Source organism: Pseudomonas sp. B21-032, from assembly GCF_024748965.1.
Classification (GTDB): Bacteria; Pseudomonadota; Gammaproteobacteria; order Pseudomonadales; family Pseudomonadaceae; genus Aquipseudomonas.
Genome location: NZ_CP087180.1, coordinates 5,488,012 through 5,501,633 on the forward strand (window position 1 = coordinate 5,488,012; position 13,622 = coordinate 5,501,633).

Here is a 13,622-nt window from a genome sequence, read left to right on the forward strand (position 1 = left end):
ACATCACGCCGGCGTTAGATGTTCTGCCGCTCGCCCTTCGGATCGAAGAACACCGAAGAGCAGATCTCGGCCTCGATCACGCTGCCATCGGCCTGTGGCGAGTAGACCCGCTCGCCGATGCGTTTGAGCCCGCCCTTGACCACACCCATGGCAAACGAATAGCCCAGGGAGTTGCTGGCGTAGCTGGAGGTGACGTGACCGACCATGTCCATCGGGATCGCTTGTTTCGGGTCGAACACCAGTTGCGCGCCTTCCGGCAGCCACTTGTTGGGGTCGACCGGCTTGAGCCCGACCAGCTGCTTGCGGTTCTCGCGCACGCAGTCTTCGCGGTTCATCCCGCGCCAGCCGATCCACGAAAACGGCTTGGTGCGGCCAACACACCAGCCCATGTTGAGGTCGTCCGGGGTCATCGAGCCGTCGGTGTCCTGGCCGACAATGATGAAGCCCTTCTCGGCGCGCAGTACGTGCATGGTTTCGGTGCCGTACGGGGTCAGGTTGTATTGCTTGCCGGCAGCGACGATCTTCTCCAGCACGCCCATGGCGTAGTTGGCCTGGACGTTGACTTCATACGACAGCTCGCCGGTGAACGAGATACGGAACACCCGCGCCGGCACACCGCCGACCAGGCCCTCCTTCCAGGTCATGAACGGGAAGGCGTCCTTGTCCAGGTCGATATCGCTGACTTCGCTGAGCAGCTTGCGGCTGTTGGGGCCCGACAGGGTCAGGGTCGCCCAGTGGTCGGTGACCGAGGTGAAGTACACTTTCAGGTCCGGCCATTCGGTCTGCTGGTAGATCTCCAGCCACTGCAGCACCCGCGCCGCGCCACCAGTGGTGGTGGTCATGATGAAGTGGTTGTCGCCGACACAGGCGGTGACGCCGTCGTCGAAGACCATGCCATCTTCTTTGCACATGAGGCCGTAGCGGGCCTTGCCAACATCGAGCTTGGTCCAGGCGTTGGTGTAGATGCGGTTGAGGAATTCGCGCGCGTCCGGGCCCTGGATGTCGATCTTGCCCAGGGTCGAGGCGTCGAGCAGGCCGACGCTGTCACGCACCGCCTTGCACTCGCGAGCCACGGCGGCATGAATGTCCTCGCCGTTGCGCGGGAAGTACCAGGGGCGCTTCCACTGGCCGACGTCTTCGAATTCGGCGCCGTTCTTCACATGCCAGGCATGCAGGGCAGTAAAGCGTACCGGCTCGAACAGGTGCCCGCAGTGCCGGCCCGCCACCGCGCCGAAGGTGATCGGCGTGTAGTTGGGGCGGAACATGGTGGTGCCCATTTCCGGGATGGTGATGCCCATCGAACGGGCGGCAATCGCCAGGCCGTTGATGTTGCCCAGCTTGCCCTGATCGGTACCAAAGCCCAGCGCGGTGTAGCGCTTGACGTGCTCGACCGACTCGAAGCCTTCGCGGGTAGCCAGTTCGATGGCGGCGGCGGTGACGTCGTTCTGCTGGTCGACGAACTGCTTCGGCGCCCGTGCTGTGTTCTTGTCGTGGGGCACCTGGAACAGCGCCACGGTTGGTTCTTCCTGGCGTGCCAGGACTTTCGGAATCACCCCCAGCACCGCCTTGAAACCGGCTTCGGTGGCGGCGCGCACGCCGCCTTCAAAACCATCGGCGAGGGTGTCGGCAAGGGCGAACACACCGTTGATGCCACCCACGCACACGCGTTTTTGCGGTGCTTCACCGGGTACGAAACCGAGAATGTCTTCACGCCAGACCGGTTTGCCGCCCAGGTGCGAAGCCAGGTGCACCACCGGGCTGTAGCCGCCGGAGGTGGCTACCAGGTCGCAATCCAGCCACTCGCCGGGGCTGCTGACCTTATGCGCCTTGACGTCGATGGCGGCAACCCGGGCTGCAGTCACGTGCTTGCTGCCGCGCGTCTCGATCACCGCGCTGGAGGTGAGGATGCGAATGCCCTTGGCCCGCGCCTCTTCCACCAACGAACCGCGCGGGTTGTGGCGGGCATCGGCGACGGCGACCACGTTCAGGCCGGCGTCGTGCCAGTCCAGGGCCACGCGATAGGCATGGTCGTTGTTGGTCGACAGTACCAACTTGCGCCCCGGCGCCACACCATAGCGGCGCACGTAGGTCGAGACCGCACCGGCGAGCATGTTGCCCGGCACATCGTTGTTGCCGTACACCAAAGGCCGCTCGTGGGCGCCAGTCGCCAGCACCACACGCTTGGCGCGTACTCGGTGCATGCGCTGGCGCACCTGACCGATCGGCGCGCGATCGCCGAGATGGTCGGTCAGGCGCTCGTGAATGGTGAGGAAGTTGTGGTCGTGGTAGCCGTTGACCGTCGCCCGTGGCAACAGGGTGACTTCCGGCAGTGCCTTGAGCTCGGCCACCACTGCCGCAACCCAGTCGGCGGCCGGCTTGCCGTCGAGGGTTTCACGGCTGTCGAGCAGGCTGCCGCCGAACTCTTCCTGTTCATCGGCGAGGATCACCCGCGCGCCGCTTCGGCCAGCCGCCAGGGCTGCGGCCAGGCCGGCGGGGCCGGCGCCGACCACCAGCACGTCGCAGTGGTGGTTCATGTAGTCGTAGCTGTCCGGGTCGTTCTGCAGCGGCGCACGGCCAAGGCCGGCGGCTTTGCGGATGTACTTCTCGTAGGTCATCCAGAACGACTGCGGGTACATGAACGTCTTGTAGTAGAAACCCGGCGGCATCAGCTTGCCGCCGACCTTGCCGAGGATGCCCATGACGTCGTTGTTCACATTCGGCCAGCCGTTGGTGCTGGTGGCCACAAGGCCGGCGTACAGCGCCTGCTGGGTGGCGCGCACGTTGGGCACCTGGGTGGCTTCGGTGGCGCCGATCTGCAGGATGGCGTTGGGCTCTTCGCTGCCTGCGGCGATGATCCCGCGCGGGCGCGAGTACTTGAAGCTGCGCCCGACAATGTCGACGCCGTTGGCCAGCAGTGCAGCGGCCAGGGTGTCACCGGCAAAGCCCTGGTAGGTCTGGCCGTTGAAGGTGAAGTTCAAGACTTTGCTGCGATCGATACGACCGCCGTTGGACAGGCGATAGACCTGGCTCATACCTTTTCTCCCTGACCACTGACTGCCAACTGCGGGCTGGTGTTCTTGCCGGTGACCTGCGGCTTGGCGCCGATCGGATAGGTTTCGAGAATTTCGTAGGTCAGCGTGTCACGCGTGGCGTTGAAATACTGGCGGCAACCAGCGGCGTGAATCCACAGCTCGTGGTGCAGGCCACGGGGGTTATCGCGAAAGAACATGTAGTCGCCCCACTCCTCGTCGGAGCAGGCGTTGGGGTCCAGCGGCCGGGGAATGTGCGCCTGGCCTGCGGCGTGGAACTCCTCTTCGGAGCGCAGCTCGCCGCAGTGGGGACAGAAGATATGCAACATGGGGATTTCTCCTGCTAGTGGGCGACAGCGGCGGCGCCGTGTTCGTCGATCAGTGCACCGTTGTGGAAACGGTCGATGGAAAAGGGTTTGGCCAGCGGGTGCATTTCGCCCTTGGCCAGGCTTGCGGCAAAGACGTTGCCCGAGCCCGGGGTGGCCTTGAAGCCGCCGGTGCCCCAGCCGCAGTTGAAGAACATGTTCTTCACCGGGGTCTTGGAGATGATCGGGCAGGCGTCCGGGGTGGTATCGACGATGCCGCCCCACTGGCGGTTCATGCGCACCCGCGAGAGGATCGGGAACATTTCGACGATGGCCTGCAGGGTGTGCTCGATCACCGGGTACGAACCGCGCTGGCCGTAACCGACCCAGCCGTCGATGCCGGCGCCGATGACCAGGTCGCCCTTGTCCGACTGGCTGATGTAGCCGTGCACGGCGTTGGACATGATCACGCTGTCGATGATCGGCTTGAGCGGCTCGGACACCAGTGCTTGCAGCGGATGCGATTCGATCGGCAGGCGGAAACCTGCGAGCTTGGCCATGTGCCCGGAGTTACCGGCGGTGACCACACCGACGCGCTTGGCGCCGATAAAGCCTTTGTTGGTCTCGACGCCGATGACCACGCCGTTTTCCTTGCGAAAACCGATCACTTCGGTTTGCTGGATCAGGTCGACACCCAGGGCGTCGGCGGCGCGGGCAAAGCCCCAGGCCACGGCGTCGTGACGGGCAACACCACCGCGGCGTTGCACGGTGGCGCCAATGATCGGGTAGCGGGTGTTCTTCGAGCAGTCCAGGTAAGGGATTTCTTCAGCTACTTGTTGAGCATTGAGCAGCTCGCCGTCGACGCCATTGAGGCGGTTGGCACTGACCCGACGCTCGGAGTCGCGCATGTCCTGCAAGGTATGACAGAGGTTGTAGACGCCGCGCTGGGAGAACATCACGTTGTAGTTGATGTCTTGTGACAGCCCTTCCCAGAGCTTCATCGCGTGTTCATACAGGTGCGCCGACTCGTCCCACAGGTAGTTGGAGCGGACGATAGTGGTGTTGCGCGCGGTGTTGCCGCCACCCAGCCAGCCTTTCTCGACCACTGCCACGTTGGTGATGCCGTGTTCCTTGGCCAGGTAGTAGGCGGTGGCCAGGCCATGCCCGCCACCACCGACGATGACCACGTCGTAGACTTTTTTCGGGGTGGGCGTGCGCCACATGCGCTGCCAGTTTTCGTGGTGGCTGAGCGAGTGCTTGAAGAGGCCGAAGCCTGAGTAACGTTGCATAGTCTTTACTCCTGGACCACTCAGCGATAAACCGGAAAATCTGCACAGAGTGCCGACACGTTCTTCGCAACATCGGCCTCGACGTCGGCATCGCCGAGGTTATCGAGGATGTCGCAGATCCAGCCGGCCAGCTCCACGCACTGGCTGACCTTGAAGCCGCGGCTGGTGACCGCCGGGGTGCCGATGCGCAGGCCGGAGGTGACGAACGGCGACTGCGGGTCGTTGGGCACGGCGTTCTTGTTGACGGTGATGTGCGCACGGCCCAGGGCGGCGTCGGCCTCTTTGCCGGTCAGGCCCTGGCGAATCAGGCTGACCAGGAACAGGTGGTTGTCGGTGCCGCCGGAAACCACGTCATAACCGCGTTTGATGAACACTTCGGCCATGGCCTGGGCGTTGTCGATCACCTGCTGTTGATAGGTTTTGAAGCCAGGCTCCAGCGCCTCCTTGAAGCACACCGCCTTGGCGGCGATCACGTGCATCAGCGGGCCGCCCTGGGCCCCGGGGAACACCGCGGCGTTGAGCTTCTTCTCGATCTCTTCGTTGCTGCGCGCCAAAATCAGGCCGCCACGCGGGCCGCGCAGGGTCTTGTGGGTGGTGGTGGTGACCACGTCAGCGTAAGGCAGCGGGTTCGGGTACAGGCCAGCGGCAACCAGGCCGGCAACGTGAGCCATGTCGACAAACAGATAAGCACCGACCTTGTCGGCGATCTGACGAAAGCGTGGGAAATCGAGGGTTTTCGAGTAGGCCGAGAACCCGGCGACGATCATCTTCGGCTTGTTCTCCAGCGCCAGGCGCTCGACTTCGTCGTAGTCGATCAGCCCGGTGTTGGTGTCGATGCCGTACTGCACGGCGTTGTACAGCTTGCCCGAGGACGACACCTTGGCACCGTGGGTCAGGTGACCGCCGTGGGCCAGGCTCATGCCCAGGATGGTATCGCCGGCCTGCAGCAGGGCCAGGTATACGGCGCTGTTGGCCGAGGAGCCGGAGTGCGGCTGAACGTTGGCGTAATCGGCGCCGAACAGCTGCTTGGCGCGGTCGATGGCCAGTTGCTCGACTTTATCCACATGCTCGCAACCGCCGTAATAGCGCTTGCCCGGGTAGCCTTCGGCGTATTTGTTGGTCAGGCCGCTGCCCTGGGCCTGCATGACACGCTTGCTGGTGTAGTTTTCCGAGGCGATCAGCTCGATGTGATCTTCCTGGCGTTGCTCTTCGGCATTGATCGCCGCCAGCAGTGCATCGTCATAACCCTGGATCTGGTCTTGCTTGCTGAACATCGCAGTCTCTCCCGGCAGCGGCATCGGTTCTTGTCGGGCAATTGCCCTTTTGCAGCGATGGTATGACCGACGCAGACAGCCCAGATGCCTACGGACGCCACGCAAAGGTGCGTTTACGACATGTAGCCTCATCGCGGGGCAAGCCCGCTTCCACGGGGGCAATGCTTTGTATAGGCGACGCCGCAATTCTTGGTTTAGAGTGCTCGTCTGCGTCGTTCACAGGACAGTGTCATGCCAGATAAAAGCCAGCAATTCGCCAGCGACAACTACTCAGGTATCTGCCCCGAAGCCTGGGCCGCCATGGAAAAGGCCAACCAGGGCCACGAGCGCGCCTATGGCGACGACCAATGGACGGCACGTGCCTCGGAATACTTCCGCAAATTGTTCGAAACCGACTGCGAAGTGTTCTTCGCCTTCAACGGCACCGCCGCCAACTCGTTGGCGCTGTCGTCGCTGTGCCAGAGCTATCACAGCGTGATCTGCTCGGAGACCGCCCACGTCGAGACCGATGAATGCGGCGCCCCGGAGTTCTTCTCCAACGGCTCCAAGCTGCTCACCGCGCGCAGCGAAGCCGGCAAACTGACCCCCGAGTCGATCCGCGAAGTGGCGCTCAAGCGCCAGGACATCCACTACCCCAAGCCGCGGGTGGTGACCATCACCCAGGCCACCGAGGTCGGCAGCGTTTACCGCCCGGACGAGCTCAAGGCCATCAGCGCTACCTGCAAGGAGCTGGGCCTGAATCTGCACATGGACGGCGCCCGCTTCAGCAACGCCTGCGCGTTCCTTGGCTGCAGCCCGGCGGAGCTGACCTGGAAGGCCGGAGTCGATGTGCTGTGCTTTGGCGGCACCAAGAACGGCATGGCGGTGGGTGAAGCGATCCTGTTCTTCAACCGCGAGCTGGCCGAAGACTTCGACTACCGCTGCAAGCAGGCCGGGCAACTGGCGTCGAAGATGCGCTTTTTGTCCGCGCCCTGGGTCGGTTTGCTGGAAGACGGCGCCTGGCAGCGCCACGCTGTGCATGCCAACCACTGCGCGCAGTTGCTCAGCGAACTGGTTCGCGATGTGCCGGGCGTTGAGCTGATGTTCCCGGTGGAGGCCAACGGGGTGTTCCTGCAGATGTCGGAACCGGCGCTGGAAGCCTTGCGCAACAAGGGCTGGCGCTTCTACACCTTCATCGGCAGCGGCGGCGCACGCTTCATGTGCTCGTGGGATACCGAAGAGGCGCGGGTGCGTGAACTGGCGGCGGATATCCGGGCGGTGATGGGGGCTTGAGGGCCTTATCGCGGGGCAAGCCCGCTCCTACCGAAGATCAATGAAATCCGGTGGGAGCGGGCTTGCCCCGCGATAATTTCAAAGGCGAAACCCTCCCATCTGCCGCGCCAGATCATCCGCCAGCCCGCGCAGCGCCTGGCACTCCTCCCGGCACCCCTGCACATCCACCGCCGTTTCCCGCGCCAGATCGGAAATCCCCTGCACCGTGCGGTTGATCTCCTCGGTCACCGCCGACTGCTCTTCAGTCGCTGTCGCCACCTGATGGTTCATGTCACTGATGTGCTCGACCTGCTCGGTGATGGTCCCCAGCGAAGCACCGGTCTGCTGGCTCGACTCCACGCCCGTACCGGTTGCCGCCTGCCCGGCCTGCATCGACGCCACCGCACTGCCCGCACCCTGCTTGAGGCGCAGGATCATCTGCTGCACTTCATCGGTGGACACCTGGGTGCGCCGCGCCAGGGTTCGTACTTCATCGGCGACCACGGCAAAGCCGCGGCCCATCTCGCCGGCCCGCGCCGCTTCGATGGCAGCGTTGAGCGCCAGCAGGTTGGTTTGCTCGGAGATGCTGCGGATCACCGCCAGCACTTCGTCGATCGACGCCACCTCCGTAGCCAGCTCCCCCACTGCACTGGCCGCCTGGCCAATCTCCTCGGACATGCCCTCGATATGGGCAATCGAGCGGCGCACTACGTCGCGGGCCTGTAGCGCTTCGCTGCGCGCAGTTTGCGAGGCGTGCGCGGCATTGCCGGCATTCTGGGCAATGTCCTGCACGGTCAGGCCCATCTCATGCACGGCGGTGGCGACCATCTCGGTCATTTCCTGCTGGCGGCCGGAACGCTCGGCGGTGTTGTCCACCACTTGCGTGACTTGCGCCACCGAGGCCCGCAGGCGCTCACTGGTGCTCAGCACTTCGCCGATCAGGTCACGCTGGCTGTCGAGAAAGCGGTTGAAGCCACGGGCCAGGTCGCCGAGTTCGTCTGCACGGTTCTCGTCCAGGCGCTGGGTCAGGTCGCCGCCGCCATTGCCGATGGCCATCAGGGCAGCGGTCACGCGGCGGATCGGCCGGACGATACCACGTGCCAGCAGTACCACCAGCAACAGCGACACCAACGCCACTGCGCCGCCAATCAGGCTGGTCAGCCAGACGGTCTCGCGTACCTGGGCGTAGATCTGCGCTTCTGGCACTTCGGCGACCAGCGTCCAGTTGAGCTCACGCAGCGGCAGGCTGAGGGCCAGGTAGCCCTCGCCATCGCGCTCGAAGCGGCTGCTGTGCAGGCCCTGCTCACGGCTCAAGACAACTTTGGCAGCCTCGCCACCAATCTGTTCGGCCAACTGCCGCTTGCCGCTGAACTGCGCCTGCGGATGCACCTGGATCAAACCGTCGCCGCGCACCAGCATGACTCGCCCGTGCTCGCCAAAACTGAAGTTGTGAATCAGCTCGGACAGTTCGGTCATGCGCAGGCCAAGCCCGGCGATGCCCACCAGTTGCCCGGCTTTTTCCACCCGATAATCGATGAACAGCGCCAGTTCGCCGGTGCTGCCATCGGTATCGATGTTCAGCAGGCGCGGGTTGCCGCTGTCGATGAAGCCGAAGAACCATTTGTCCGCCGGGTTGCTGCGGCTGAGGGTGCGGTCCAGGCCGTTCTCGTTGTAGTAGTGGTTGCTCGCGGTCGCGGCAAACAGCGCGGTAAAGGCCTGGTTGTGCTTGCGCAGGGCTTCGAGGTACTCGATGAATTGCGGCGCCTGGACACTGTCTTCGCCCGCCGCCAGCCAGTCGCGCAGCAGGGTGTTGTTGGCGATGTCCGCCGCCGCCGTCAGCGGCCGGCCAAGCATGCGCTCGATGTCGTTACGAATCGCCTCAATGCTCGCCGGCAAGGCAGTGTCGACCAGGTAACGCTCGGTCAGCCGATTGACCGCCACGCTGTAGATGCCAACCACCACCAGAATGCTCAGCAACAGCGCTGCGCCCATGCTTGCGATCAATTGCCACTGGATACTGCGCCGCCAGAACTGCATGTATTTCCCCTGGGTAAATAAGCCCTGTAGTGCAAGAGACAGGCCGATTGTATACAACAGGAAATACAATAATGACAGTGATCCACAGCAATGCCGGCCCACCCTCCCGAAGGCGGTGAGCTGGCAAAAAGGTTTAGCTTGGGGCTTTGGAGGCGATCAGCTGTTGCTGATGGTCCGCGCAATCACATCGACCGTGGCGTTGACTTGCTCTTGGTAACGGTCGAGGGCCTGCTGGTGCTGCTGTTGCAGTTCGATCTGCTGCGAGCACAGGTTGAGGGCTGCCAGTACCAGCAGCTTGTCACCGATCAGAGTCGGGTATTTACGCTTGGTATCGGCCAATGAGGCATTGAGCATCTGCACCGCTTGCGCCAGCGCCTGCTCCTGGCCTTCGGGGGCCTTGATCGAATAATCGCTGCCGAGGATCGACACGACATTGATCGGCTGCGCTGAGGTTTTCATGCGTTCACGGCACCAACGCTGGCACGCTCAACCAGGGCCTGGATGCGTGCGGCGGTAGCGCCCTGCTTTTCTTCCTGCTCCAGCAGGCTCAATTGCAAGCTGTCGTTTTCATCTTTGGCCTGGGCCAGTTCGGCACTGATTTGCGCGTTGCGCTCGGTCAGTTCCTGATTCTTCTGCACCAGGTCGCTGACCAGTTGCTCCAGTTGACTAAGGGAAGTTTCCAACATGATTGCCTTCTCGGGGTGTTTCAGGGGGCGCACACGATAAAGAAAAGTCCGCGTGCTAGCCAGGGATATCGGGTTTAGACGCTTCGGCCTGGTGCAGATTGACCCGCCGATGCGGGTCCGGTTCCCCGTTTTGCCTACCACCGGTCAGGAAAAAAGATAGCTGCCTCACAATTTCATCTTCGCCCGCTCAAGTCTTTAGCCGGCCGACCGATAGGCATGGCAGTCCTGACTCCTGCGCACGGTTCGCGTGCCCTTTTCCCTCCTGGATACCACCATGTCCCTACGCAACATGAATATCGCCCCGCGCGCGCTTCTGGGCTTTGCTCTGATCGGTGCGCTGATGCTGGCCCTAGGTCTGTTCGCCCTGAACCAGATGAGCAAGATTCGCCAGGCCGGCGAAACCATCGAGACCTCGACGGTGCCGAGCCTGACCAACCTCGACCAACTGACCCAGCTGACCCTGCGCCTGCGCACCTTGTCGTACCGCCTGCTGCTCAACCGCGAAGCCGACACCCTGCAGGCCACCCTCAAGCTGATCGACCAGCGCAACCAGCAGATCGACGACGCGCGCCGCAACTACGAGCCGTTGATCTTCGGCAACCAGGAGCGCTCGGCCTACAACCAGTACGTGCAGTTGCTGGGCCAGTACCGCCAACTGGAAAACCGCATGCGCCTGGCCTCGCAGAACAATGACCTGGAGACCCTGCGCAACCTGATCAACCGCGACATGCTCGACAGCTCCGAGCAGATCAACAGCGTCATGGATCAGCTGGTCAGCATCAACACCGAACAAACCAGCGAGATCAACCGCACCGCCGCCGAACAATATTCCAATGCCGTGACTCTGGTGATCGGCCTGCTGCTGGCCGCCACCGCCCTGACCCTGATCTGCGCCCTGCTGCTGACCCGCAGCATCGTCAAGCCGATCGACGAAGCCCTGCAGGCCGCCGAGCGGATTGCCGAAGGCGACCTGACCCGCAGCATCCACGCCGAAGGCCAGGACGAAGCAGCGCGTCTGCTCAAGGCCATGGCCAAGATGCAGAACAAGCTGCGCGACACCCTGCAGCAGATTTCCGGCTCGGCCACCCAGCTGGCATCGGCGGCCGAAGAGCTCAACAGCGTCACCGACGAAAGCGCCCGTGGCCTGCAGCAACAGAACAACGAAATCGAACAGGCCGCCACGGCCGTCACCGAGATGACCAGCGCCGTCGAAGAAGTCGCGCGCAATGCCGTGAGCACCTCGGAAGCCTCCAAGGAAGCCACCCGTTCGGCCGGTGACGGCCGTGACCTGGTCATGGAAACCGTCAGCGCCATCGAGCGCATGAGCACCGACGTGCAAGGCACTGCCGAACTGATCGGCAACCTGGCGGAAGAGTCGCGTGATATTGGCAAGGTGCTCGATGTGATTCGCGGCCTGGCCGACCAGACCAACCTGCTGGCACTCAACGCCGCCATCGAAGCGGCGCGTGCCGGGGAAGCCGGCCGCGGCTTTGCCGTAGTGGCTGATGAAGTGCGCGCCCTGGCCCACCGCACCCAGCAGTCGACCAGCGAAATCGAACGGATGATCGGCAGTATCCAGGGCGGCACCGAGCAGGCGGTCAACTCCATGCGCAACAGCACCGAACGCGCCGAGTCGACCCTGAACATCGCCCGTGGCGCCGGCCTGGCGCTGGAAACCATCACCGGCGCGGTGGCCGAGATCAACGAGCGCAATCTGGTGATCGCCAGCGCCGCCGAAGAGCAGGCCCAGGTTGCCCGCGAAGTCGACCGCAACCTGGTCAACATCAACGATCTTTCGGTGCAGTCGGCCACCGGCGCCCACCAGACCAGCGCCGCCAGTGCCGAGCTGTCGCGCCTGGCGGTGGACCTGAGCGGGCTGGTGGCGCGCTTTAGCGTTTGACCTGCAGATCGGCCAGCGCAGCCGGCTTGAGGGGGTCCCACTGCGCAATGGGACCGCCCTCGGGGCTGAAGCCGTTGTTGTAGCGCGTGGCCAGTTTGTCCACGGCATTAAGTGCCGTGGTCACCGCCCCTTCAGCCCAACCGCCGGTCCAGGACACATCGTCGCCGGCCAGGATGAAGCCATCCACCGCGCTACCGTCACTGCCCTCCTTGAACTGGCTGAACAACAGCCGCTGGTACTCGTACTGGCCCGGCAGGTTCATCTTGAAAGCCCCAAGATAGAAAGGCTCGTTCTCCCAGTTGATCTCGACAAAGGGGTCTGGCGCAGGGAAATGCGAAGCCAGGTCCAGGCCGGGATAAACCTGATCGAGCAAGGCGGTGCACAACTCGCCATGCTGCGGCAGGTCGCCCTGACGGTCACCGAGAAACTTCAGGCTGTCGTCGTTCCAGGTATATGACAAGAAAACCCCACTACCTTTGTAGGCTCCCGGGTTTCGGCTGTAGTCCACCAGGTAGGTGCCACGGGTCAGGCGGTCAGACAGGGTAATACTCATCAGTTGCTTGCCGTCCGGCCCGCGCTGGGTCCAGAACGGCTCGCGGGTAGCGGCAAATACCTTGGCCGACTGCATGTAGTGGGTATACATCACCGCTTCCCATTGCTGCTGCGTCAGCAGCGAACGGCTGGCCTCAAGGCCTTCGGCGCCGTTCATGTAGCGGAACTTGTCGAGTATCCGCACATGCGGGGTGTAGACCACACTGGCGTAGCGCAGGCGCTGGTCGCGTCCGCTCTGCAGGTCATGGCAGAGCACTTCGAAACCGCCACCTTCGCCCGCTGTCAGGCGCTTGATCTGCCGAACTTCCTGGCGCAGCGGGTCGCCCGGAAACGCGCTCGCCAGTTCTTCCAGGGTCATGTTCTGCGGCCAGAACACGCTGTCATCGCCAAAGGCCGCTGCAGGTTGCTGCCAAAGCCGTAGGGGCAACTGGTCGGCACCGTCGCGCATCAACAGGTGGTTGATATCCAGCCCGGTATACAGCACCCGCAGTACTTCCAGAAAGCAATTGGGAAAGTCGGTGTTCCAGCCACCCGTACCAAAGCCGATCTGGCCGAACAGGTTAATCTCGTCGGCAGGCCAACGCGCCTGCTCGACCATCGCCGCATGAAAGCTGAGGTTGTCCCAGCCTTCGCGCAAAATGGCATTCCACAACAGTTTGATTTTCGCCGGGTCTATTGTCCCGGCAGACATGGCGTGTTCCATTTCCTTGAAATGGATAGGCGCCTGCTCGAGAAACTCATCGAAGAACTTGATTTCAATGTTCTCGAACGCCGGCGGCCGGGGAAAGTTGTCGTTGCCGACTTCGTAGTAATATTTTTCGTCGGCATAATCAACGACAGTACTAACGGCGGCGGCACTTCCGGGATTGGGGAAGTCTTCAGTGTTGTCCCGCATGCGCACTTTGCTGAAGTAGTGCATCAGCGCCTGGCCCGACAACGGAAAGCGCATGGCACCGCGCTCAAACGGCACGCTATCGTTAACTGCGGTCGAATACAGGCGCCCGCCTATGCGTCCGCTGGCCTCCACCAAAACCGGATGCAGGCCCATGCGCATCGCTTCATAGGCGGCAACCAGCCCGGCCACGCCGGCCCCCACCACCAGCACTTGCTGGCCATGATGCTGTGGCTGGATTCGGCCAAGCGGCGCCGGCCCCTTGTCCGCCAGGTACTGCCCATAGTCGAAAGGAAAGTCTGGAATCAGCGCCCGAACCTGATTATCCAGAACACGCTTGGCGGAAAGAATTCGTGAAGGGATCGAGGACATATCAGGCTCCGTCTGAAAACAGTGATGAAGAACTC

At 63.0% G+C, this 13,622-nt stretch carries 10 protein-coding genes and 1 pseudogene; 2 read left to right on the forward strand and 9 right to left on the reverse strand.

Translation table 11 applies throughout. The features are described 5' to 3' along the window. Positions 1 to 14: 14 nt before the first annotated feature. Genes LOY54_RS25410 through glyA form a run of 4 tightly spaced genes read right to left on the reverse strand, consistent with a single transcriptional unit; the run spans position 15 to position 5,897 of the window. Complete coding sequence (locus LOY54_RS25410) at positions 15 to 3,032, reverse strand: sarcosine oxidase subunit alpha (RefSeq protein WP_213603043.1); 3,018 nt, start codon at positions 3,030 to 3,032, stop codon at positions 15 to 17. Beyond that, positions 3,029 to 3,358, reverse strand: a complete 330-nt coding sequence (locus tag LOY54_RS25415; protein WP_045199126.1) for a sarcosine oxidase subunit delta — start codon at positions 3,356 to 3,358, stop codon at positions 3,029 to 3,031. Before LOY54_RS25415 ends, LOY54_RS25410 begins: the two co-directional genes overlap by 4 nt. 14 nt (positions 3,359 to 3,372) lie before the next feature. Then, positions 3,373 to 4,623 (reverse strand): sarcosine oxidase subunit beta family protein, encoded by a 1,251-nt coding sequence (locus LOY54_RS25420; RefSeq protein WP_038998326.1) that lies wholly within the window; start codon positions 4,621 to 4,623, stop codon positions 3,373 to 3,375. 20 nt (positions 4,624 to 4,643) lie between these two features. Further along, on the reverse strand, positions 4,644 to 5,897 hold the full coding sequence (gene glyA, locus LOY54_RS25425) for a serine hydroxymethyltransferase (protein ID WP_195885194.1): 1,254 nt from the start codon (positions 5,895 to 5,897) through the stop codon (positions 4,644 to 4,646). Positions 5,898 to 6,128: 231 nt separating this feature from the next. On the opposite strand from glyA, the gene LOY54_RS25430 reads away from it, so the two are divergent. Then, positions 6,129 to 7,169: a low specificity L-threonine aldolase gene (locus tag LOY54_RS25430; protein ID WP_093378747.1), complete on the forward strand. Its 1,041-nt coding sequence runs from the start codon at positions 6,129 to 6,131 to the stop codon at positions 7,167 to 7,169. Positions 7,170 to 7,247: 78 nt separating this feature from the next. Here the strand turns inward: LOY54_RS25430 and LOY54_RS27740 are convergent, their stop codons facing one another. The 4 genes and pseudogenes from LOY54_RS27740 to LOY54_RS25445 all read right to left on the reverse strand — a co-directional run bounded on the left by LOY54_RS27740 (position 7,248) and on the right by LOY54_RS25445 (position 9,871). Further along, the gene (locus LOY54_RS27740) at positions 7,248 to 7,985 is read right to left on the reverse strand and encodes a methyl-accepting chemotaxis protein (protein ID WP_408980610.1); all 738 of its coding nucleotides are present in this window, start codon (positions 7,983 to 7,985) and stop codon (positions 7,248 to 7,250) included. Between the two features lie 123 nt (positions 7,986 to 8,108). Continuing rightward, positions 8,109 to 9,185: pseudogene (locus tag LOY54_RS27745) on the reverse strand (cache domain-containing protein); the annotation flags it as partial. 156 nt (positions 9,186 to 9,341) lie between these two features. Next, positions 9,342 to 9,644 carry a cell division protein ZapA gene (locus LOY54_RS25440; RefSeq protein ID WP_038998322.1) on the reverse strand — a complete coding sequence of 101 codons (303 nt, stop codon included), beginning with the start codon at positions 9,642 to 9,644 and terminating at the stop codon, positions 9,342 to 9,344. Beyond that, entirely contained in the window at positions 9,641 to 9,871 is a 231-nt protein-coding gene (locus LOY54_RS25445) for a hypothetical protein (RefSeq protein ID WP_045202365.1), read from the reverse strand. Before LOY54_RS25445 ends, LOY54_RS25440 begins: the two co-directional genes overlap by 4 nt. Positions 9,872 to 10,145: 274 nt before the next feature. On the opposite strand from LOY54_RS25445, the gene LOY54_RS25450 reads away from it, so the two are divergent. Further along, positions 10,146 to 11,771: a methyl-accepting chemotaxis protein gene (locus LOY54_RS25450; protein ID WP_258608391.1), complete on the forward strand. Its 1,626-nt coding sequence runs from the start codon at positions 10,146 to 10,148 to the stop codon at positions 11,769 to 11,771. On the opposite strand, the gene LOY54_RS25455 is transcribed toward LOY54_RS25450, so the two are convergent. Then, positions 11,761 to 13,587: a flavin monoamine oxidase family protein gene (locus LOY54_RS25455; RefSeq protein WP_258608392.1), complete on the reverse strand. Its 1,827-nt coding sequence runs from the start codon at positions 13,585 to 13,587 to the stop codon at positions 11,761 to 11,763. The genes LOY54_RS25450 and LOY54_RS25455 overlap by 11 nt on opposite strands. Positions 13,588 to 13,622 lie beyond the last annotated feature (35 nt).

Excerpts from the sequence above, each read along its gene's own strand:
- LOY54_RS25420 (WP_038998326.1), bottom strand. The coding sequence starts at position 4,623 with ATGCAACGTTACTCAGGCTTCGGCCTCTTCAAGCACTCGCTCAGCCAC.
- LOY54_RS25410 (WP_213603043.1), bottom strand. The coding sequence starts at position 3,032 with ATGAGCCAGGTCTATCGCCTGTCCAACGGCGGTCGTATCGATCGCAGC.
- LOY54_RS25430 (WP_093378747.1), top strand. The coding sequence starts at position 6,129 with ATGCCAGATAAAAGCCAGCAATTCGCCAGCGACAACTACTCAGGTATC.
- LOY54_RS25440 (WP_038998322.1), bottom strand. The coding sequence starts at position 9,644 with ATGAAAACCTCAGCGCAGCCGATCAATGTCGTGTCGATCCTCGGCAGC.
- glyA (WP_195885194.1), bottom strand. The coding sequence starts at position 5,897 with ATGTTCAGCAAGCAAGACCAGATCCAGGGTTATGACGATGCACTGCTG.
- LOY54_RS25450 (WP_258608391.1), top strand. The coding sequence starts at position 10,146 with ATGTCCCTACGCAACATGAATATCGCCCCGCGCGCGCTTCTGGGCTTT.
- LOY54_RS27740 (WP_408980610.1), bottom strand. The coding sequence starts at position 7,985 with ATGACCGAGATGGTCGCCACCGCCGTGCATGAGATGGGCCTGACCGTG.
- LOY54_RS25455 (WP_258608392.1), bottom strand. The coding sequence starts at position 13,587 with ATGTCCTCGATCCCTTCACGAATTCTTTCCGCCAAGCGTGTTCTGGAT.
- LOY54_RS25415 (WP_045199126.1), bottom strand. The coding sequence starts at position 3,358 with ATGTTGCATATCTTCTGTCCCCACTGCGGCGAGCTGCGCTCCGAAGAG.
- LOY54_RS25445 (WP_045202365.1), bottom strand. The coding sequence starts at position 9,871 with ATGTTGGAAACTTCCCTTAGTCAACTGGAGCAACTGGTCAGCGACCTG.